This is a genomic window from Massilia sp. KIM, from assembly GCF_002007115.1.
In the GTDB taxonomy this organism is placed as follows: domain Bacteria; phylum Pseudomonadota; class Gammaproteobacteria; order Burkholderiales; family Burkholderiaceae_D; genus Telluria.
The window spans coordinates 37,226-57,038 of the sequence record NZ_MVAD01000005.1 but is presented as its reverse complement, the minus strand read 5'-3'; the positions used below and the strand labels follow the sequence as shown (position 1 = coordinate 57,038).

The 19,813-nt window shown below is 63.7% G+C and carries 17 protein-coding genes and 2 pseudogenes; 8 read left to right on the top strand and 11 right to left on the bottom strand.

The genetic code is table 11. The features are described from left to right. Positions 1 to 16: 16 nt before the first annotated feature. From B0920_RS25825 to B0920_RS24920, 3 genes are all read right to left on the bottom strand, one after another. A complete protein-coding gene (locus B0920_RS25825; protein WP_143745909.1) occupies positions 17 to 226 on the bottom strand; it encodes a hypothetical protein in 210 nt (69 codons plus the stop codon). A 297-nt stretch (positions 227 to 523) separates the two neighbouring features. Then, positions 524 to 1,099 carry a DUF1439 domain-containing protein gene (locus B0920_RS24925; RefSeq protein WP_078035401.1) on the bottom strand — a complete coding sequence of 192 codons (576 nt, stop codon included), beginning with the start codon at positions 1,097 to 1,099 and terminating at the stop codon, positions 524 to 526. Between the two features lie 87 nt (positions 1,100 to 1,186). Beyond that, positions 1,187 to 1,951, bottom strand: a complete 765-nt coding sequence (locus B0920_RS24920; RefSeq protein ID WP_078035400.1) for an SDR family NAD(P)-dependent oxidoreductase — start codon at positions 1,949 to 1,951, stop codon at positions 1,187 to 1,189. A 104-nt stretch (positions 1,952 to 2,055) separates the two neighbouring features. On the opposite strand from B0920_RS24920, the gene B0920_RS24915 reads away from it, so the two are divergent. The 3 genes and pseudogenes from B0920_RS24915 to B0920_RS26415 form a co-directional block, all read left to right on the top strand. Then, positions 2,056 to 2,955, top strand: coding sequence for a LysR family transcriptional regulator (locus B0920_RS24915; protein ID WP_078035399.1), 900 nt, complete (start codon positions 2,056 to 2,058; stop codon positions 2,953 to 2,955). Between the two features lie 139 nt (positions 2,956 to 3,094). Beyond that, positions 3,095 to 3,370: pseudogene (locus B0920_RS26420) on the top strand (DUF2314 domain-containing protein); the annotation flags it as partial. Between the two features lie 105 nt (positions 3,371 to 3,475). Beyond that, a pseudogene (locus B0920_RS26415) lies at positions 3,476 to 3,706 on the top strand (DUF2185 domain-containing protein); the annotation flags it as partial. A gap of 158 nt (positions 3,707 to 3,864) precedes the next feature. On the opposite strand, the gene mnmE reads toward B0920_RS26415, so the two are convergent. From mnmE to rpmH, 5 genes are all read right to left on the bottom strand, one after another. Continuing rightward, a complete protein-coding gene (gene mnmE / locus B0920_RS24905) occupies positions 3,865 to 5,244 on the bottom strand; it encodes a tRNA uridine-5-carboxymethylaminomethyl(34) synthesis GTPase MnmE (protein ID WP_078035397.1) in 1,380 nt (459 codons plus the stop codon). A gap of 244 nt (positions 5,245 to 5,488) precedes the next feature. Continuing rightward, positions 5,489 to 7,168: a membrane protein insertase YidC gene (gene yidC / locus B0920_RS24900; RefSeq protein WP_078035396.1), complete on the bottom strand. Its 1,680-nt coding sequence runs from the start codon at positions 7,166 to 7,168 to the stop codon at positions 5,489 to 5,491. An 11-nt stretch (positions 7,169 to 7,179) separates the two neighbouring features. Then, a complete protein-coding gene (gene yidD, locus B0920_RS24895) occupies positions 7,180 to 7,437 on the bottom strand; it encodes a membrane protein insertion efficiency factor YidD (RefSeq protein ID WP_078035395.1) in 258 nt (85 codons plus the stop codon). Beyond that, positions 7,434 to 7,841, bottom strand: coding sequence for a ribonuclease P protein component (rnpA, locus tag B0920_RS24890; RefSeq protein WP_078035394.1), 408 nt, complete (start codon positions 7,839 to 7,841; stop codon positions 7,434 to 7,436). The genes yidD and rnpA overlap by 4 nt, the downstream gene beginning before the upstream one ends. Before the next feature lie 33 nt (positions 7,842 to 7,874). Beyond that, on the bottom strand, positions 7,875 to 8,012 hold the full coding sequence (rpmH, locus tag B0920_RS24885) for a 50S ribosomal protein L34 (protein WP_078035393.1): 138 nt from the start codon (positions 8,010 to 8,012) through the stop codon (positions 7,875 to 7,877). 368 nt (positions 8,013 to 8,380) lie between these two features. Between rpmH and dnaA the strand changes: the two genes are divergently transcribed. The 3 genes from dnaA (at position 8,381) to gyrB (ending at position 13,739) form a co-directional block, all read left to right on the top strand. Next, complete coding sequence (gene dnaA, locus B0920_RS24880) at positions 8,381 to 9,784, top strand: chromosomal replication initiator protein DnaA (RefSeq protein ID WP_078035392.1); 1,404 nt, start codon at positions 8,381 to 8,383, stop codon at positions 9,782 to 9,784. A gap of 101 nt (positions 9,785 to 9,885) precedes the next feature. Beyond that, on the top strand, positions 9,886 to 10,992 hold the full coding sequence (gene dnaN / locus B0920_RS24875; protein ID WP_078035391.1) for a DNA polymerase III subunit beta: 1,107 nt from the start codon (positions 9,886 to 9,888) through the stop codon (positions 10,990 to 10,992). Positions 10,993 to 11,237: 245 nt separating this feature from the next. Beyond that, positions 11,238 to 13,739, top strand: coding sequence for a DNA topoisomerase (ATP-hydrolyzing) subunit B (gyrB, locus tag B0920_RS24870; protein WP_078035390.1), 2,502 nt, complete (start codon positions 11,238 to 11,240; stop codon positions 13,737 to 13,739). 136 nt (positions 13,740 to 13,875) lie between these two features. On the opposite strand, the gene B0920_RS24865 is transcribed toward gyrB, so the two are convergent. The 3 genes from B0920_RS24865 to B0920_RS24855 all read right to left on the bottom strand — a co-directional run bounded on the left by B0920_RS24865 (position 13,876) and on the right by B0920_RS24855 (position 17,441). Next, entirely contained in the window at positions 13,876 to 15,651 is a 1,776-nt protein-coding gene (locus B0920_RS24865; protein WP_078035389.1) for a DUF885 domain-containing protein, read from the bottom strand. A gap of 151 nt (positions 15,652 to 15,802) precedes the next feature. Next, the gene (locus B0920_RS24860) at positions 15,803 to 16,681 is read right to left on the bottom strand and encodes a LysR family transcriptional regulator (protein ID WP_078035388.1); all 879 of its coding nucleotides are present in this window, start codon (positions 16,679 to 16,681) and stop codon (positions 15,803 to 15,805) included. Positions 16,682 to 16,700: 19 nt separating this feature from the next. Beyond that, entirely contained in the window at positions 16,701 to 17,441 is a 741-nt protein-coding gene (locus tag B0920_RS24855; protein ID WP_078035387.1) for an SDR family NAD(P)-dependent oxidoreductase, read from the bottom strand. Positions 17,442 to 18,017: 576 nt separating this feature from the next. On the opposite strand from B0920_RS24855, the gene B0920_RS24850 reads away from it, so the two are divergent. Then, complete coding sequence (locus B0920_RS24850) at positions 18,018 to 18,929, top strand: pirin family protein (protein WP_078035386.1); 912 nt, start codon at positions 18,018 to 18,020, stop codon at positions 18,927 to 18,929. Beyond that, positions 18,926 to 19,810 carry a LysR family transcriptional regulator gene (locus B0920_RS24845; RefSeq protein WP_229456864.1) on the top strand — a complete coding sequence of 295 codons (885 nt, stop codon included), beginning with the start codon at positions 18,926 to 18,928 and terminating at the stop codon, positions 19,808 to 19,810. Before B0920_RS24850 ends, B0920_RS24845 begins: the two co-directional genes overlap by 4 nt. Positions 19,811 to 19,813: the final 3 nt, after the last annotated feature.

The window sequence follows — 19,813 nt, the reverse complement described above, 5'->3', positions numbered from 1 at the left end:
CGTCGGGCGCGCCGGTTCAGCGGGTGAATTCCGCTTCCTCGTCGAAGGAGTCGGCGCAGGACTTGCCGCAGAAGCGGCGTACGCTGTCGAGCGGCTTCTCGCAATACCAGCACGATCCCTTGGCCGGAAGGCTCAGCCGCGAAGGCATGGCGCCTGCCGCCACGGCGGCGATGGGCGGCTCGGCGGGCAACCCGTTGTCCGGAAAACTCTCGTGTGTCGTTTCCAAGATCCACCCCCTACGGCAGACTGAACTGAAGAAAGGTTACTTCAGTGGAATACCGTGTGCATGAGAAACCGCAAGCAAGGCGAAACACCCCGGTTGGCGCAAACTCCGGGCTGCTCCAGCGTTATCGCAACCGCTCGTGCCAGTGTGCGCGTAATGCGCAGGCAGTGCAACGCCGAAGTATCCGGCGGGTTGGCGTTGGAGCATTCGAGCAACGTTTCTCCTCTGACCATTTACGGCACGGTGCAAAAATCATAGCTTAGGTTGGCGTTCCGTGCAGGACCGGCGTGACGGCGCTTGTCAGCGCACCGGCTCCAGGGTCACCAGGAGTCCGCGCTGGGTGGTGGCGATGCGGGTCGGGACGAACTGCACGCCCGCGTAGCGCAGGTCTTCCATGCGGAAGGCGTAGACCGGGACGTCGCGCGCCAGCATGCCGATCATGCTATTGGCGACGTTCGCCACCTGGCGCTCGGCCAGACCGCTGCCGGCGCCGAAGTCGAGGCGGTCGACGCGCGGCTCCGCCATCATCACGGCGGAGCGGTTGGGGTCGACGTAGAGGCGGCCCGAGAAGGCCAGCTTGCCCTGCCAGCTTTCGCTCATGAAGGGCGGGCTGACCGAGGCGTCGAGCGCGAGCGCCACGCGGTCCTGCTCGGGCTGGATCGACAGCTGCGGGCGCGTGAGGCGCACGTTGAGCACGTCGAGCATGCGGTTATCGAGCGGGAAGCGGCGTTCGAGGCCGGCCTGCAGCTTGTGCAGCGGCAGTTCGACCTGGCGCGGGCCGGCCAGGTTGGCGCAGGAGGCCAGCAGGCTCGCCGCTGCCACCACGCCGGCGAACCTGGCCAGGGAGCGCGTGGGAAGGGATCGCAGTCGCATCATGGCTGTCCGGTTTCAAAGGAAGCGCCAGCCTAGCACGAGCCGCGCCGCCCCTGCCGGACGATTACCTTCCGTAACAGTTGCGCCTGCTCAGAGCATCATGCCGCCCGAGACCTCGATGCGCTGTCCCGTCATCCAGCCATTGCCCTCGTCCAGCAGCGCCGCGGCGGCGGCGCCGATGTCGTCCGGCAGGCCGGCCCGGCCCAGGGCCGTCATGCCGGCGATCATGGCGTTGAGCTGGGGATTGTCGCGCACCGCGCCGCCGCTGAAGTCGGTCTCGATCGCCCCCGGGGCGATCACGTTGACCTTGATTCTCCGCGCCGCCAGCTCGCGCGCCTGGTAGCGCGTCAGCACCTCGACCCCGCCCTTGGCCATCGCATAGGCCGCATAGTTCTCCACGGTGAAGCGCGCCAGCCCGCTCGACACGTTGAGGATGCGGCCGCCGTCTTCCAGCAACGGCGCCAGCGCCTGGGTCAGGAAGAAGGCCGACTTCAGGTGGATCGCGACCATGCTGTCGAACTGCTCCTCGGTGGTCTCGAGGTAAGGCAGGTGCAGGCCGCTGCCGGCGTTGTTGACCAGGATGTCGAAGCGCTCGCGTCCCCAGCCTTGCACCACTTCGCGCACCTGGGCGGCGAAGGCCGGGAAGGCGCGGCTGTCGGCGACGTCGAGCGGCAGCGCGGTGGCGCGGCGGCCGAGGGCGCGCAGTTCGTCCACCACTTCGGCGGCGGCGGACGCATTCCGGTGGTAGGTGAGGATGGGGTCGACGCCGCGCTCGGCCAGATGACTCGCGATGTTGCGGCCGAGGCCGCGGCTGGCGCCGGTGATCAGGGCGATGCGGGTATGGTGGGTCTTCATGCCTGGGCTCCTTGAGGAAAATTGATGGAGCCAGTATATTTTTCGTGCGCGCGGTAATAAATCCGCCATTTCTGCTTGGACTTTGCAGGATCTACGAAAAATCCATGAACGAACTCGATACGATCGCGGTCTTTCTCAAGGTGGCCGAACTGGGCAGCTTCAGCGGCGCGGCGCGCCAGCTCGGCTTGCCGAATGCGACGGTGTCGGCCGCCGTGCGCGAGCTAGAGCAGCAGCTCGGCACCCGGCTCCTGCAGCGCACCACGCGCCGCGTGCAGATGACCCAGGAGGGCGAAGCCTATTTCGCACGCAGCCGTGAGGTGCTGGAGCAGGTGGAAGCGCTGCGCGCCATGTTCCGCGAGGGCGGGGCCGGCGTCACCGGCCGCCTGCGGGTGGACATGCCGGTCAGCCTGGCCACCGATATCGTGCTGCCGCGCCTGGGCGAATTCATGGCGCGCCATCCGCAACTGCTGGTGGACCTCGGCAGCATGGACCGGCGGGTGGACCTGGTGCGCGACGGCTACGACTGCGTGATACGCATCGGCGAGCTGACGGATTCCAACCTGGTGGCGCGCCATCTCGGCAGCTTCCGGGTGGTCAACTGCGCCAGTCCGGACTACATCGCGCGCCATGGCGTGCCGCGCAGCCTGGAGGATCTGGCGCAGCACCGGCTGGTGCACTACGACACCCAGCTCGGCGGGAGCGCGCCCTGCTGGGAATGGTTCGATGGCGAAGCGACCCAGCGCCTGCCGGCGCCGGGCGCGCTCACGGTCAACAACACGGCGGCTTATCGCGCGGCCTGCGTGGCGGGGCTGGGCATCGCGCAGGCGCCGGCGGTGGGGGTGGCGGCGCTGGTGGAGGCGAGACGGCTGGTGGAGGTGCTGCCGGAATATCGTCCGGCCTCGATGCCGCTGTCCTTTGTCTATCCTTCGCGCCGCCACGTGCCGGCGCGCACCCGTCTGTTCATGGACTGGGTGGCGGAGCTGCTGGCTCCTTTGGTGGACTAAGGGCGCATGGGGAAATGCGCGGATTGCTCACGCGGCAAGGGCTCGGTACACTGAGCCGGTGAAGCGTTCCTTACCGGTCAAATGCGGACGCTTGCTGCTATTAGCGAAGATCATGAAACCTGATGAGGGATGACATCGTATGCCGAGTTGGACGCTGGAAGATGCGGATGAGTTGGCAGCCGCGAACAAATACACCTTCTTCAAACCGCCCAGGGAAGCAATCGCGCTCGTCCGACCCGGCGACGTCGTCAAGCTGATTTTCAATTTCGAGTCAGACGACCCCGAGGCGCCGGGAGCCGAGAGAATGTGGGTAATCGTGGATCATGTTGGCCTGGACGGGAAATTTCTTGGACGGCTGGACAACGAGCCCTATTGGATCAAAGACCTGAAGCTGGGTGATGAGGTGGCCTTCGATGCCCGGCACATCATCAATACGCCGCATGACAGCCACGATAATATCGTCGAGCGATATGCCAAACGATGTTTCGTCACTCAACGGATTCTGAGCGATGGGGCGAAAGTCGGCTATTTGTACCGTGAGGAGCCTGACAATGAGAACGATAGCGGCTGGCGCATCGCGGCGGGTGACGAATCGGATGAGTACATGGATGACCCGGACAATATTGCCTTCGTTTCCCTCGGCCGGGTGCTTTCCAAAGATGATTCCTTCATCGATCTTCTTGATGCGCCTGGAGGCGCATCGTTTGCGAGAGACCCGCAAACCGGCGCTTTCGTGTCCATGATGGACTGACCCCGGGTGGTCCGCTTCGGGTCGATAGAGGGTCTACGCATTCTCTGTCCGCTCATGAACATCAGGGCCGTGTTGCAGACTGATGCGACGCCCGAGCGCCCTCTCTCGAGAGCTCTGAGCGCTGACAGCAGCGAATCTCCGAGCTCACTCTGCAAGATTCATTTACCGATGCAGAACCGGCTGAAGATCACCCCCAGCAAGTCATCCGGCGTGAACTGCCCGGTGATACTGGAGAGCTGATCCTGCGCCAGGCGCAACTCCTCGGCGAACAGGTCGAGCGACTGGTCATCCTGCATCGCGTGCTGGCGCGCCAGTTCGAGGTGCTCGCGCGCGGCCCGCAGTGCGATCAGGTGGCGTTCGCGCGCCAGGTAGAGCGATTCGCCGGTCTGCTGCCAGCCGGCGATGCGCAGCAGCTCGGCGCGCAGCAGTTCGATGCCGAGCTTCTCGTGCGCCGACAGGTAGAGGTGGGTGGCGTCCGCGCCCTCTTCCTTCGACGGCCTGTGGCCCGACAGGTCGATCTTGTTCCAGATGCGCAGCACCGGCACGCCTTCGGGGAAGGCGGCCACGATCTCCTCGTCGGCCTTGCTCGGCCCCAGGTTCGCGTCCAGCAGGTGCAGGATCACGTCGGCCTTGCCGACTTCGCCCCAGGTGCGCTCGATGCCGATCGCCTCGACCACGTCCACGCCTTCGTCGAGCGCGCGGATGCCTGCGGTATCGATGATGTTGAGCGGGATGCCTTCGATCTGGATGGTCTCGGTCACCTTGTCGCGGGTGGTGCCGGCGATCGGGGTGACGATGGCGACGTCGGCGCCGGCCAGGGCGTTGAGCAGGGAGGACTTGCCGACGTTGGGCTGGCCCACCAGCACCACGTTCAGGCCTTCGCGCAGCAGCGCGCCTTGCGCGGCCTGGCGGAACACCGCTTCCAGCGCCTCGATGATGTCGGCCAGCTGGCCGCGCGCGTTCGACTTCTCGAGAAAGTCGATCTCCTCTTCCGGGAAGTCGAGGGTGGCTTCGACCAGCATGCGCAGGTTGATGGTCTGGTCGACCAGCTTGTGCACCACCTGCGAGAAGGCGCCCGACAGCGACTGCGAGGCCGACTTGGCGGCGGCTTCGGTGGAGGCGTCGATCAGGTCGGCCACGGCTTCGGCCTGGGCCAGGTCGAGCTTGTCGTTCAGGAAGGCGCGGCGGGTGAATTCGCCCGGTTCGGCCAGTCGCAGGCCGTGCGCGGCGCCGGCTTCCAGCACCCGCTGGAGCAGCATCTGCAGCACGATCGGGCCACCGTGGCCCTGGAGTTCGAGCACGTCTTCGCCGGTGTAGGAATGCGGGCCCTTGAAGTAGAGGGCGATGCCCTGGTCGATCACGCTGCCGGCGGCGTCCTTGAAGGGGATGTAGGTGGCGTGGCGCGGGGCCAGGGTGGCGCCGGGGAACAGGGCGTCGATCAGCGGGGCCAGCGACTTGCCGGAGGCGCGCACGACGCCGATGCCGCCGCGGCCGGGGGCGGTGGCGATGGCGGCGATGGGGGAGGTGTCGAGTTTCATGGGGGGATTGTAAGGGATTCGGGTTTTGCGGGCTGAGGGGTGTGCGGGCAGAACTTGGATCCCGGCCTGCGCCGGGATGACGTGCTAAGGGAGCGGGCCATTGACCTATAGGTTGGCCCGCGGCTTCAAGACGTCATCCCGGCACAGGCCTCGGCGGCCCCGCGGGATCCAGGTTTACGATCGCACCATCAGCCCATAAAAAAACCCGCGCCACGGCGCGGGTTCTTCGCGAAGCGGCAGCGGATTACTTGGCCGTCTCGTACTTCTTGGTGATCACCCACTGCTGCGCGATCGACAGGATGTTGTTGACCACCCAGTACAGCACCAGCCCCGAGGGGAAGAAGAAGAAGATGACCGAGAACGCCAGCGGCATGAACAGCATCATCTTCGCCTGCACCGGATCGGTCGGCTGCGGGTTCAGCTTGGTGGTGATGTACATCGACACCGCGTACAGGATCGGCAGGATGTAGTACGGGTCCGGCTGGGTCAGGTCGGTGATCCAGCCGATCCAGGGCGCGCCGCGCATCTCGACCGAGGCCTGCAGCACCCAGTACAGGGCGAAGAAGACCGGCATCTGCACCAGGATCGGCAGGCAGCCGCCCAGCGGGTTGATCTTCTCGGTCTTGTACAGCTCCATGGTGGCCTGCTGCATCTTCATCGGGTCGTTCTTGTAGCGCTCGCGGATCGCCTGCATCTTCGGCGTCACCACGCGCATCTTGGCCATGCTGCGGTAGCCGGCCGCCGACAGCGGGAAGAAGGCCAGCTTGATCAGGATGGTCAGGGCGACGATGGTCCAGCCCCAGTTGCCCAGCAGGGAGTGCAGCTGGTCCATCACCCAGAAGATCGGCTTGGCGATCACGGTCAGCATGCCGTAGTCCTTCACCAGCTCCAGGCCCGGGGCGATCTTCTCCAGGGTCTTCTCGTCCTGCGGACCCGAATACAGGCGGGTGTCGGTCGACACGGTCGCGCCCGGGGCCACGCTGCCCAGCGGCTGCACGGTGCCGATGGCGTACAGGTTGGTCGCGATCTTCTTGGTGAAGATGTCGCGCTGGATCTGGTCGGCCGGGATGAAGGCCGAGACGAAGAAGTGCTGCGAGATCGCAACCCAGCCGTTGTTGGCCTTGGTCGAGTGCTCGGCCTTGCCCTTCTCGATTTCCTCGAAGGTCAGCTTCTGGTACTTGTCCTCGGCGGTGTACAGGGTCGGGCCGGTGTAGCTCGACATGAACCAGGAATCGTTGGCAGGCTTGTTGCCGTCGTGCTGGAGCTGCAGGTAGAGCGAAGGCTGGACCGGCGCGGCGCTGGTATTGGTCACGTCATGGCGGATGCCGATCACGTAGTCGCCGCGGCGGAAGGTCAGGGTCTTGGTCAGGCGCACGCCGCCCTGCTCCGCGTCCATCACGACCTGCACCTGGTTGCCGTTGCCCAGGGTGCGCACACCCGGACGGACGGTGAACGGGGTGGTGTGGTTCGGCAGCACGCCGGCGGCGCTGGTGCCGATCAGGCCGGTCTGGCCCAGGTAGACGTTGTTGCCGCTGACGTCGAACAGGACCTGGTTCTTGGTCTTGTCGAAGTGGTCCGGATAGTTCAGCAGCTCGAGGCGCTTGATGACGCCGCCCTGGGTGTCGATGTCGACCTTGACCACGTCGGTGGTGACGGTGACGGTCTGGCGCGGGGCCACGGCGGGCGCGGCCGGTGCGCCCGGGGCTGCGGCGGCGGCCGGCGTGCCGGGCACGGCGGCGCTGCCCGCTTGCGCAGGCGCGGGCACGTCGTTCGGCTTGGCGGCGGCCTGCTGCTGGGCGACCTTGGCCGGGTTGGCCGGCGAGAACAGCGACTGCTGACCGGTCGACACCATCCAGTTGTTCCACAGAACAATCAGGGAGATGGCGAACACGATCCACAGAATGGTACGTTTATTGATTTCCATTGGGGTCTTCGTCAGGAGTGATGACAGCCTTTAGCGGCCGGATGGGAATCCCTGGTGCGCGGCGGCACCGGATCGACGCCGCCCGGGTTCCACGGGTGGCAGCGGCACACGCGGCGCGCGGCCAGCAGCGAGCCGCGGGCGGCGCCGTGCACCTGCAGGGCCTCGATCGCGTAACTGGAACAGCTCGGATAAAAACGGCACTTCGGCCCGATCATCGGGGACAGCAGCAGCTGGTAGCCGCGCAGCAACCAGACGAGCAGCGTCTTCATGATGAGGGGGTCGCAGGATCGCCGGGCGCGCGGCGCGGGCGCTGGGAAGCGAACAGGCGCGTCAGTTCGGCGCGCAGCTCGGCCTTGAGGGCGCGGGTGGTCGCCGGACCGTCCTTGGCGTTCACCGGGCGCGACAGGCGCACGATGCAGTCGACGGCCTGGAGCCGGCTGGTGCGGAACAGCTCGCGCGTGACGCGCTTGATCGTGTTGCGCGTGACCGCGCGCGGTGCGAAACGCTTGGCCGCGACGACGCCCAGCCGCGCATGCGGCAGCGTGCTGGGTCGGGTGTAGAGCACGAAATGCGCGGTTTTTTGTGCCGGCCGCAAACGAAAAACGGATGAAAATTCATCCGTTTTAACGATGCGCCGAGCGCGCGCGAAGTCGTGCGAACCTTCGCCTGTCATGGCCGACCGCGTCGCTCTGCGGGCGTGCCGTGCTTAGACGACTGCCAGGCGCTTGCGGCCCTTGGCGCGGCGTGCGTTCAGGACCTGACGGCCACCACGGGTAGCCATACGTGCGCGGAAGCCGTGCGTGCGCTTGCGACGAACGACGGAAGGTTGGTAAGTACGTTTCATGGTGGTCTCGCTTAAAGCAAAAGAAATTGCAAAATCGGGTCTGACGTCTCGTCGTCAGGATTCGGCGCCAATGACAGTTCGCAGATGTTAAGCCAGCGTCACGCCACAGCAGATACTCTTCGCCCGGCCTGCATCCGCTGTCGAATTGACAGCACGACATGGTGACCGGGCGGGGAACCCTGAATTAGACCCTACTTCCGGCCCGACTGTCAAGGCGGCTGTTGTTCAATCCGCCGTGGTTTTCCCCCACCGGACGCCGCCTGCGGTGCTGCGCCGGCCCCGCTTTTGCTTGAAAATAGTCGCGACAACCTGTGGATAACTCCCGCAGAGACAGGTAAAATAGCGTGTTACGTATCAATTAGCGAAGTATGGAAAATTTCTGGCAGACCTGTTCCGCGCAGCTGGAGCTTGAACTGACGCCCCAGCAGTACAGTGCGTGGATCAAACCCCTGGTCGCCCTCGACTACGAAGACGGCAAGCTGCGCATCGCCGCGCCCAACCGCTTCAAGCTCGACTGGGTCAAGACGCAGTTCGCCACGCGCATCACCGAGCTCGCCGCCCAGTACTGGGAAGCGCCGGTGGAGGTGCAGTTCGTGCTCGACCCGCGCACCAACCCGCCGCGCAAGCCGGCGGCGCCGGTCCCGCCCAACAGCGATGGCGCCGCGCCCGGCACGGGCCTGCTGCGTCCGCCGCCCGTCGGCCAGGAAAACACCGTCCAGAACCTGAACATCGCTAATTCGCCCAAGCGCGAGCAGAGCCGCATCAACACCGAGCTGACTTTCGAGAGCTTCGTGACCGGTAAGGCCAACCAGCTGGCGCGCGCCGCCGCGATCCAGGTCGCCAACAACCCGGGCGTGTCCTACAACCCGCTGTTCTTCTACGGCGGCGTGGGCCTGGGCAAGACCCACCTGATCCACGCGATCGGCAACCAGGTCATGGCCGACCAGCCGGGCGCGCGCATCCGCTACATCCACGCCGAGCAGTACGTGCGCGACGTCGTCACCGCCTACCAGCGCAAGGGCTTCGACGACTTCAAGCATTACTACCACTCGCTGGACATGCTGCTGATCGACGATATTCAATTCTTTGGCGGCAAGAGCCGTACCCAGGAAGAGTTCTTCTATGCCTTCGAAGCCCTGATTGCAGCCAAGAAACAGATCATCATCACTTCGGATACCTATCCGAAAGAGATCACCGGCATGGACGACCGCCTGATCTCGCGCTTCGACTCGGGCCTGACGGTGGCGATCGAGCCGCCGGAGCTCGAGATGCGCGTGGCGATCCTGCTCAAGAAGGCCCAGTCCGAGGGCGTGACCCTGAACGACGACGTCGCCTTCTTCGTGGCCAAGCACCTGCGCTCCAACGTGCGCGAGCTGGAAGGCGCGCTGCGCAAGATCCTGGCCTACTCGCGCTTCCACGGCAAGGACATCACCATCGACGTGGTGAAGGAAGCCCTGAAGGATCTGCTGTCGGTGCAGAACCGCCAGATTTCGGTGGAAAACATCCAGAAGACCGTGGCCGACTTCTTCAACATCAAGGTCGCGGACATGTATTCCAAGCGCAGGCCGGCGAACATCGCCCGCCCGCGCCAGATCGCCATGTACCTGGCCAAGGAACTGACGCAAAAGAGCCTGCCGGAAATCGGCGAGCTGTTCGGCGGACGCGACCACACCACCGTGCTGCATGCGGTGCGCAAGATCGCCCAGGACCGGGCCAAGAACGCCGAGTGCAACCATGAGCTGCACGTGCTGGAGCAAACCCTCAAAGGGTAAAGAAGTGGGCCCCTGCCCGGGGTTTGTGTTCTCTCCGGGCAATGGCAAAATACTGCATTAGAAACAAGTTCAACAAAACAAACTCTACTGAGGATAAACCTATGCAATTGGTCAAATCCACCCGAGACACGCTTCTCCGGCCACTGCAGATCGTGAGCGGTATTGTCGAGCGTCGGCACACTATGCCGATTCTGGCCAATATCCTCATTCGCAAGAACGGTGAAAGCGTCTCGTTCCTGTCGACCGACACCGAAGTGCAGATCACCACGCACGCCGACATCGGTGCGGGCGACGAGGTCACGGGCACGACCGTGGCCGCGCGCAAGCTGCTCGACATCCTGCGCGCGCTGCCCGAGTCGGGCGACGTGACCATGACCCTGCAGAACAAGCGCCTGGCCGTCCAGAGCGGCAAGTCGCGCTTCGCCCTGCAGACCCTGGCGGCCGAGGAATTCCCGACGGTGTCGGTGGCCGACAGCTACAACGCCACCGTGACCCTGCCGCAGAAGACCCTGAAGCACCTGTTCAACATGGTGTACTTCGCGATGGCCCAGCAGGACATCCGCTACTACCTGAACGGCCTGCTGCTGGTGCTGGATGGCAACAACATCATCGCCGTGGCGACCGACGGCCACCGCCTGGCCTTCTGCCAGGTGGAGTCCGAGCAGTCCTTCGAGCGCCAGGAAGTGATCATCCCGCGCAAGACCATCATCGAGCTGCAGCGCCTGCTCGAGGAGAGCGACGAGGAAGTTCGCCTGGACATCGCGGCTTCGCAGGTGAAGCTGACTTTCGCCGACATCGAGCTGATCTCGAAGCTGGTGGAGGGTAAGTTCCCTGACTACACGCGCGTGATCCCCAAGGGTTACAAGAACGACTTCACGATCAGCCGTGACGAGCTGCTGCGTTCGCTGCAGCGCGCCGCGATCATGACCAGTGACAAGTTCAAGGGCGTGCGTTGCATCATCGGGCCGGGCAGCATGAAGATCAGCTCGACCAATGCCGACCAGGAAGAGGCGGTCGAGGAGCTGGAGATCGATTATGGCGGCGACGCGATCGACATCGGCTTCAACGTCACCTACCTGCTCGACGTGCTGAACAACCTCAAGTGCGACCAGGTGAACATCGCCCTGGGCGACTCGAACTCGTCGGCGCTGATTTCGATTCCCGACAATGGCGACTTCAAGTATGTCGTCATGCCGATGCGTATTTGATGTGAATGCAGGCAGACCGCGCGCTCAAGCTTAAGACATAGCCTCAACCCGTCATCCCCGCGTAGGCCTCGGCGGCCCCACGGTGATCCAAGTTTGCATGAGCGCATACAACTTGGATTCCGGCCTGCGCCGGAATGACGGTTTTTAGGTTGCAGGTGCAAGGGAGCCAACCAGCGTGCCAACGCCGCTGCGACCAGCTCAGTGCATCAAGCACCTGAAATCACCCGTTTTATAGAAAGCAGTCCATGTCCGAGAATACCCAAGCAGTAATGGCCCCCGCCCCGCAGGCGGAAGAATACGGCGCCTCCTCGATCCAGATCCTGGAAGGCCTGGAAGCGGTACGCAAGCGTCCGGGCATGTACATTGGCGACACCTCGGACGGCACCGGTTTGCACCACCTGGTGTTCGAGGTGCTGGACAACTCGATCGACGAAGCCCTGGCCGGCTTCTGCTCCGAGATCCACGTCACCATCCACTCCGACAACTCGGTCTCCATCACCGACAACGGCCGCGGCATCCCGACCGGCATCAAGATGGACGACAAGCACGAGCCGAAGCGCTCGGCGACCGAGATCGCCCTGACCGAGCTGCACGCCGGCGGCAAGTTCAACCAGAACGCCTACAAGGTGTCCGGCGGCCTGCACGGCGTCGGCGTGTCCTGCGTGAACGCGCTCTCGAAGTTGCTGCGCGTGACCGTGCGCCAGAACGGCAAGGTGCACCAGATGGAATTCGTGCGCGGCGTCCCGCAGAACCGCGAGATCGAGATCGTCAACGGCGTCGAAGTGTCCCCGATCAAGGTGATCGGCGAGACCGACAAGCGCGGCACCGAAGTGCACTTCTGGGCCGACGAAGAGATCTTCACCACCGTCGAGTTCCACTACGAGATCCTGTCCAAGCGTATCCGCGAACTTTCGTTCCTGAACAACGGCGTCAACATCAAGCTGACCGACCAGCGCACCGGCAAGGAAGAAGTGTTCGCCTTCGAGGGCGGCACCCGCGGCTTCGTCGAGTACATCAACAAGAACAAGAACGTGCTGCACCCGACCGTGTTCCAGGCGACCGGCGAGCGCGTCTCGGACAACGGCACCAACATCACGGTCGACGTGTCGATGCAGTGGAACGACGCCTACAACGAGCAGGTGCTGTGCTTCACCAACAACATCCCGCAGCGCGACGGCGGCACCCACCTGACCGGCCTGCGCGCGGCGATGACCCGCGTGATCAACAAGTACATCGACGAGAACGACTTCGCCAAGAAGGCCAAGGTCGAGATCTCGGGCGACGACATGCGCGAAGGCCTGACCTGCGTGCTGTCGGTGAAGGTGCCGGAGCCGAAGTTCTCGTCGCAGACCAAGGATAAACTCGTGTCGTCCGAAGTGCGCGGCCCGGTCGAGGAGATCGTCGCCAAGACCCTGACCGACTACCTGATGGAAAAGCCGAACGACGCCAAGATCATCTGCGGCAAGATCGTGGAAGCGGCGCGTGCGCGCGAAGCCGCCCGCAAGGCGCGCGACCTGACCCGCCGCAAGGGCGTGATGGACGGCCTGGGCCTGTCCTCCAAGCTGGCCGACTGCCAGGAACGCGACCCGGCGCTGGCCGAACTCTACATCGTCGAGGGTGACTCGGCAGGCGGCTCCGCCAAGCAGGGCCGCGACCGCAAGTTCCAGGCCATCCTGCCGCTGCGCGGCAAGGTGCTGAACGTGGAGAAGGCGCGCTTCGAGAAGATGCTGTCGTCGGAGCAGATCACCACCCTGATCGCGACCCTCGGCACCTCGATCGGTCCGGACGAATTCAATGTCGACAAGCTGCGCTACCACCGCATCATCATCATGACCGACGCGGACGTCGACGGCGCCCACATCCGCACCCTGCTGCTGACCCTGTTCTATCGCCAGATGCCGCAGCTGGTCGAGCGCGGCCACGTGTACATCGCGCAGCCGCCGCTGTACAAGGTCAAGGCCGGACGCGACGAGCGCTACCTCAAGGACGACGTCGAGGAAGCGAGCTACATGATGACCGTGGCGCTGAAGGATGCGTCGCTGCTGCCGCGCGAAGGCGCCGACCCGATCAGCGGCGAGGCGCTGGGCGAGCTGGTGCGCCAGTACAACCTGGCCAACGCCATCATGATGCGCCTGTCGCGCGTGATCGACCGCGCCGCCCTGACCGCGATCATGAGCGGCGTGACCCTGGACATGACCACCATCGACAACGCCAATGCTTCGGCCAAGGCGATGGAGGCGGCGATCAACGATCCGGCCGTGAAGATCAGCGTGCGTTCGGATGACCTGTCCGAGAAACATGCGCTGCGCATCGAGCGTATGCGTCACGGTAACGTGCAGGTGACCTCGATCGACGCCGACTTCGTCGCCGGCCCGGACTACGCGGTGCTGTCGAACGCGGCGGCGACCTTCCGTGGCCTGATGGGCGAAGGCGCCATCATCCGTCGCGGCGAAGGCGAGAAGCTGAAGGAATTCGCGGTGCGCGAGTTCCACGAGGCGATGCTGTGGCTGCGTGAGGAAGCCGAACGTGGCGTGTCGAAGCAGCGCTACAAGGGTCTGGGCGAGATGAATCCCGAGCAGCTGTGGGAGACCACCATGGATCCGACCGTGCGCCGCCTGCTGAAGGTGCAGATCGAGGACGCCATTGCGGCGGACCAGATCTTCACCACGCTGATGGGCGACGAAGTGGAACCGCGTCGTAACTTCATCGAGACCAACGCGCTGCAGGCAGGTAATATCGACGTTTGATCCTTCCTGTGTGGAGGTTCTCAAACTACATGAGATAAATCTCATTATTTGAAAAAACGGCGGCCACGCAAATGGCCGCCGTTTTTTTATCCGAACACGGTACTCGCCAGGAGGCAAGCACCGCGCTGCCGATTTCCTAGGGCTTCGACGGGACGAACTCCTCCATCACCGCCTTGCGCAACAGGTTCGGGGGAATCAGCCCCTGCGCCAGCACGAAGTCGTTGAACTTCTGGCGGTCGAAACGGCTGCCCATCGCCACTTCGGCCGCCTGGCGCGTCTCCATCAGGCGCTGGTAACCGTAGAAGTAGGAGGTGGCCTGGCCCGGCAAGCGGAAGGTGTAGCGCTGCACCTCCTGGGTTGCCATGCCCTCTGAAAGACCGACCTCCCGCATCAGGAAGACCTTCACATCCTCGGGGGTGATCTCACCCAGGTTGACCATCGGGTCGAGGAAGGCGCGCGCCGCGCGCATGCCGCGCGCCTGCAGCGCGAACAACTGGCCGTCGAGCGGCTCGTAGGGCTGCATCTCTGCTTCCGCATACAGGGCCCAGCCCTCGACGTTGACGCTGTTAAAGGCAAACACCGCGCGCGCCGTCGACACCCCGGTCTCGATCATCTTCGCAAACTGCATCTCGTGGCCCGGACGCGCTTCATGCGCCGTGATCGACCACGTGCCGGCCTGGTGGGTAAAGTCGTCGAACACCAGTTGCTTGCCGCTTGCATCGGGCGGCATACCGGTAGTGAGCACGAATTCGCCGTACTCCCCAGTGTTGCCGATCAGGCGAGGTGGACTCATGTGCGGTGCCGGCTGCGCCGCATTCTCAGCCATCGTCGCCAGCCGGATCACGGCGCGCCGCTCGGGCAGGGTGACGACCTTCTGCTCACGCGCCGATTTTTCCAGCGCGGCCAGGCGCTCGGCATACAGCGGCATCACCTGGTCGGTCGGGATCTGTTGCTTCTTCAGTTCGAGCATGACGGCGCGATAATCGGCATTTTTGAATCCACGCTCTTTTGCCACCAGGTTGGCAGTGATCTGCATTTGATTGCGGATTTCCGCGAACGAAGTGAGCGACTTGGAGATCAGTTCCTGCGGGCTGATATCGACGCCGAAGTTCTTCAGGTTGTCGGCATAGACTTCCGGCGGCAGGCGATGGTCAGCGCGCGCGCGCGGCAGGATCTCCGCCTTTACGCGCGCGTTGTAGGCCGACAGCTGCTTTTCCAGCGCATCGAAACGCGGTTCCCAACCCGTCAGCCCGCTTTTCGCCAGCAGCTCGCGCATACCCTTGAGCAGAGTGGGCGCGTCGTTGATCGACTGCTCGACCTCGCCCTTGTAAGGGCCGAGCAGTTTCGGGTTCGCTTTCAGGCGCTCCTGCAAGCGTTCCTGCGCCAGTTCCGTAATCGGCCGATAGCCCTTGGCCAGTCCCGCATATTTGTCCAGGCGGGCCAGTAGCGTACGCTGGCGCGCTGGCGGAATGCGTGGGTCGAGCGTCGCGCGCACCACGCCATACACCACCCGGGTCAAGTCCTGGTAGGGCATGAAGTACTTGCGCTGCAGGGCGGCCGTCTTGAGCTGGTCCTGGGCCTTGTCGATCAGGATCTGCAGGTCTTGCCTGATCTTGCTGTCAGTCTCGCTGCGCAAGCGCTTCTGCAGCTCAGCGATGGCGGCGCCCAGATCTCGATTGGATGCGTCGAACTGGTCGCGCGACAGGTCCATGATCTGCTCGTCATAGCCGTCGACGCCCAAATTGCTGGCTGTCTCGGGAGAATATTTTGCAAGGACGTTCAGCAAGACCTTGGCGTTGGTATTACTTTTCGTAACCCATGCCGGCTCAGCGGCCACGGCCGGCAAAGATAGCGCGGCTGCGAGCAGGCCGAGCATGGTGGTTCTGGCGAAGGGAATAGCAGGCAGCAGCATGTACATCCTTAATATGTGAAACAGCGTGGTCGGACATCAGAACAGGTTTTAAAAAACCGACATTCCAGTCCATGATAATTAATTTCTTAGGCGAGTGTGGGGGCATGCGCTCCAGGTGGATAGCGCTGCTGCCTTCCCCCAGGCCCGCTGCCTAATCTTCCGCCGTTCCGCCAAAGCGCACGAGCAGCGCATCGGTCAGGACGCGGACCTTGCGCGACGAATGTGGGCTCGGTGGACGGACGACATAGATACCCGAAGGTTGAGGAGGATAGCGCACCATCACCGGCACCAGCGCGCCCGATGCCAGGTGCTCGGCAATCACGCAATCGGACAGGTAGGCCAGGCCAAGCCCGGCAACCGCAGCCGCGAGCAGCGCGACGGGGTTATCGGCCTTGAAGCTTCCTTGCGGATGCGCCACGATCGGCTGGTCGCCATCCAGGAAGCGCCAGCTTTCTGTTCCCTGCATGAGGGATTGGTGACGAGAAAGCTCGTCCGGCGTCTCGGGAGCGCCGAAGGCGTCGATATAGCTGGGGCTTGCCACCAGCTTGCCATGGATGCTGCCGACGCGTCTTGCCATCAGGTTGGAATCCTGGAGATGGCCGCTTCGGATCGCGCAATCGAAACCTTCGCTGATGAGGTCGACCACGCGATCGCTGTAGCTGGCCTGGATGCGCAGCAGCGGATGGCTGCGCGCCATCTCCGCGAGGACTGGGCCGATTTGCGACGGCCCGAACAAAATGGGTGCAGCGACTCGAAAACGGCCGCGCAAGGGTCCGGCGGGAAGGATGGTCTCCCGCGCCGAATCGAAGTCCGCCAGCATCCGGGCGGCGTATTCCCGGAACGCTGCTCCGGCTTCCGTAAGAGCGGCGCCCCGGGTCGTCCGCGCCAGCAACTGGACCCCGAGTTCGGTTTCAAGCTTCGACAGCCTGCGGCTGACGATGGATTTCGACACGCCCAGACGATGCGCCGCGGACGAGATGCCGCCTGCATCGGCAACCTCGACGAAGGACTGGAGCTCTTCGATATCCAATTCCGTCTTTCCTTTGCACTCAGGCGAGCGCGCCACCATCGGCGGTAAGGATGGCACCCGTGATCACGCTGGCCGCCGGGCTGGCCAGGAACACCACCGCGTTCGCGACTTCCCTGGGCTCACCGAAGCGTCCCAGGGCCGTCATGCCGCGCTGGAAGTCGGCAGCCGGGCCGTCGGCCGGATTCGCATCCGTGTCGGTGGAGCCGGGCTGCACGAGATTGACAGTGATTCCCTGCGGGCCGAGTTCACGCGCCAGCCCGCGGGTAAACGAGAGCAGGGCCGACTTGGACATTGCATACGCCGTCACGCCCGGAAAGGGCACCCGCTCTCCCAAACCCGATCCGATCGAGACGATACGGCCGCCAGCGCCCAGATGCGGGATGACCGCTTTGGCATACAGGAGCGGAGCACGCACGTTCACATCCATCATCGCCTGGTAAGCGTCGATATCGAGATCGGCAATCATTCCATTCAGGCCGACGGCTGCGCTGTTGACGAGGATATCGAGTCCGCCAAGTGCATCGACAGCCAGGTCGACGGAACGCGTGATCGCTTCCGGATCGGCGCTGTCAGCCTGGATCGCGATAGCGCGGCGGCCCAGCCCTTCGATGGAAGCGGCCATGGCCTGCGCTTTGCCGGCCTCCGTGCGGTAGGTGAACGCGACGTTGGCGCCGTTTTCCGCCAGCGCCAATGCGATCGCCGCGCCAATTCCGCGCGAACCTCCGGTGACCAGTGCACGCTTACCCTTCAGATCAATCATTCTATAACTCTCCATATACGGTTGTCGGACTACCCATGGCATGCGCTGTCAAGTCATGCGAATAGTGCGCATCGTAACGATCTGGAATGGCGGCTCCTAGCCCCGAAAATCACCACACTATGTTGCGGAAAGCGGAACGCCCGGCGTGTCGGGACCTCGACCAGGCCGCCACGAAGGTCCTCCTTCTGCATACGTCGTCTGCGCGTACATTTCATCTTTTCGTAGAGTCGTAAACACGCTACCGGAAAAAATTACTATTTGATAAAACCAAATTCCCCGCAATGAATGCTGCGATGCGCCATTTTTTGCACCTTAACTTCGGTTTCGCGCTGAAGAGCGTGATGCGGCGTCGCACCATATACATCATTGGCATGGCAGTTGCTACCGGATACAGGTACAAGCGGCCGACCCATCACTGACAAAACGCTCTACGAGTCAACAAGTCGCCGGTTTAACCCGACTACCCCTCCGCTCGTCGGAGGCCGATAACTTGGCTCAGCTTTGAGTTCGGCATGCGGAGGTCCTTACCTGTTGCCGGGTTCACTAACATGAGTTCCAATCTTAGAGGGAAGCAAAATGAAATCCATCATTGGCGTCTTTAGCGCACCGCGTCCGCATTGGGTCGGGGATGGCTTCCCGGTACGCACCCTGTTTTCCTACCGCGACATGGCGCAGCAGATCAGTCCCTTCCTGCTGCTCGACCATGCGGGGCCGGCGGAGTTTTCCCCATCGCCGCAGCCGCGCGGCGTCGGCCAGCATCCGCACCGCGGCTTCGAAACCGTCACCATCGTGTACCAGGGTGAATTGGCACACCGCGATTCCAACGGCGGGGGTGGCGTGATCGGTCCTGGCGACGTCCAATGGATGACGGCCGGATCGGGCATCCTGCATGAGGAATTCCATTCCGAGGCCTTCACACGCGCGGGAGGGATGCTGGAGATGGTGCAGTTATGGGTCAACCTGCCGCGGCGCCACAAATTAGCGCCGCCCGCTTACCAGTCGATACGCTCCGCGGACATTCCCGTCCTTCCCCTGCCCGCCGATGCCGGCCGGCTGCGCCTCATCGCCGGTGATTTTGCCGGCCGCAAGGGACCGGCGCGCACCTTCACGGGAATCGATGTATGGGACCTGCGCCTGGATGCGGGCATGACGGTCACCCTGCCTCTGAAGGCGGGAAGGACGGCCTTGTTCATCATGATCCGCGGCACCGCCCTGCTCGGGCAGACCGACGTGCTCCGCGAAACCCAGTGGGCGCTGGCCGGCAGCACCGGCACGATGCTGCGGATCGAAGCGAATACGCACTGCAGTATCCTGGTCCTCAGCGGCGAGCCGATCGATGAGCCGATCGCCGGCCACGGTCCTTTCGTCATGAATACCGAGGCGGAGATACAGGCGGCGTTCCGCGACCTGCAAAGCGGCCGCTTCGGGCAGCTCATCCCCCTGCCTCATCCGGCCGGACATGGCGGTGCGGACGGAACGGGAGTATGAAAGTGGATATCGAAGTGCTGCAGACCTTCGTCGAGGTTGCCGGCGCCGGCGGAATTTCGCCGGCAGCCTCGCGACTCGCCTTGTCAAAATCGGTCGTCAGCCGGCGCCTCGCCCGTCTTGAAGACGAGTTGGGACTGCAGCTACTGTCGCGCACTTCGCGTGGCGCGGCGCTGACCGAGGCTGGCTTGACCTTCATGCACTACGCGTCCCGGGCCTGTGCAGAGATGGATCTTGCGCGAGAAGCCATCCATCCAGCAGGCGACCTGCGCGGACGGCTGCGTATCTCCGCGCCACTGTCCTTCGGCTCGACGCATTTTGCACCTGTGATCGCTGAAATGGCGCGGCGTCATCCACTGCTGAACATCCAGACCTCATACACTGATCAGGTCGTCGATCTGATCGCGGAAGGCTACGATTGTGCGATTCGGCTCGGCTACCTGCAAGACTCCACCCTGGTCGCGCGACGCGTCGGCCCGATCTATCGAACGGTTGTGGCCAGCCCGGCCTACGTCGCCGAGCACGGTTCCCCGGAGACATTGGAAGAACTCCAACACCATCAGGCCCTCATGCAGGGCACTGAAGCGTGGTATCTCATGAACGGAGATACTAGGGTCGCAGTGCGCCCGCAAGGGCGCTTCAAGGCTGACAATTGCAACGCCCTCCTTGCTGCCACGCTGGCCGGACTGGGCATCGCTTGCCTACCCACTGGCCTGGTTCGCGAACACCTGAATGCCGGGTCACTGGTAGCGGTCCTATCCAATCACTCCCTGCCGCCGGCTAGCGCCTACGTAGTGCGTCCGCCCGGCCAGCGCACCACCGCAAAAGTGCGCACCCTCACCGAACTGCTGATCGAGTATTTCGACAAGACGCAGGCCTCTTGAAGC

What these genes read in the sequence shown, in the direction of transcription:
- B0920_RS24925 (WP_078035401.1), bottom strand. Translation starts at nt 1,099, where the DNA reads ATGATGCGACTGCGATCCCTTCCCACGCGCTCCCTGGCCAGGTTCGCC.
- B0920_RS24920 (WP_078035400.1), bottom strand. Translation starts at nt 1,951, where the DNA reads ATGAAGACCCACCATACCCGCATCGCCCTGATCACCGGCGCCAGCCGC.
- B0920_RS24915 (WP_078035399.1), top strand. Translation starts at nt 2,056, where the DNA reads ATGAACGAACTCGATACGATCGCGGTCTTTCTCAAGGTGGCCGAACTG.
- mnmE (WP_078035397.1), bottom strand. Translation starts at nt 5,244, where the DNA reads ATGAAACTCGACACCTCCCCCATCGCCGCCATCGCCACCGCCCCCGGC.
- yidC (WP_078035396.1), bottom strand. Translation starts at nt 7,168, where the DNA reads ATGGAAATCAATAAACGTACCATTCTGTGGATCGTGTTCGCCATCTCC.
- yidD (WP_078035395.1), bottom strand. Translation starts at nt 7,437, where the DNA reads ATGAAGACGCTGCTCGTCTGGTTGCTGCGCGGCTACCAGCTGCTGCTG.
- rnpA (WP_078035394.1), bottom strand. Translation starts at nt 7,841, where the DNA reads ATGACAGGCGAAGGTTCGCACGACTTCGCGCGCGCTCGGCGCATCGTT.
- rpmH (WP_078035393.1), bottom strand. Translation starts at nt 8,012, where the DNA reads ATGAAACGTACTTACCAACCTTCCGTCGTTCGTCGCAAGCGCACGCAC.
- dnaA (WP_078035392.1), top strand. Translation starts at nt 8,381, where the DNA reads ATGGAAAATTTCTGGCAGACCTGTTCCGCGCAGCTGGAGCTTGAACTG.
- dnaN (WP_078035391.1), top strand. Translation starts at nt 9,886, where the DNA reads ATGCAATTGGTCAAATCCACCCGAGACACGCTTCTCCGGCCACTGCAG.
- gyrB (WP_078035390.1), top strand. Translation starts at nt 11,238, where the DNA reads ATGTCCGAGAATACCCAAGCAGTAATGGCCCCCGCCCCGCAGGCGGAA.
- B0920_RS24865 (WP_078035389.1), bottom strand. Translation starts at nt 15,651, where the DNA reads ATGCTGCTGCCTGCTATTCCCTTCGCCAGAACCACCATGCTCGGCCTG.
- B0920_RS24855 (WP_078035387.1), bottom strand. Translation starts at nt 17,441, where the DNA reads ATGATTGATCTGAAGGGTAAGCGTGCACTGGTCACCGGAGGTTCGCGC.
- B0920_RS24850 (WP_078035386.1), top strand. Translation starts at nt 18,018, where the DNA reads ATGAAATCCATCATTGGCGTCTTTAGCGCACCGCGTCCGCATTGGGTC.
- B0920_RS24845 (WP_229456864.1), top strand. Translation starts at nt 18,926, where the DNA reads ATGAAAGTGGATATCGAAGTGCTGCAGACCTTCGTCGAGGTTGCCGGC.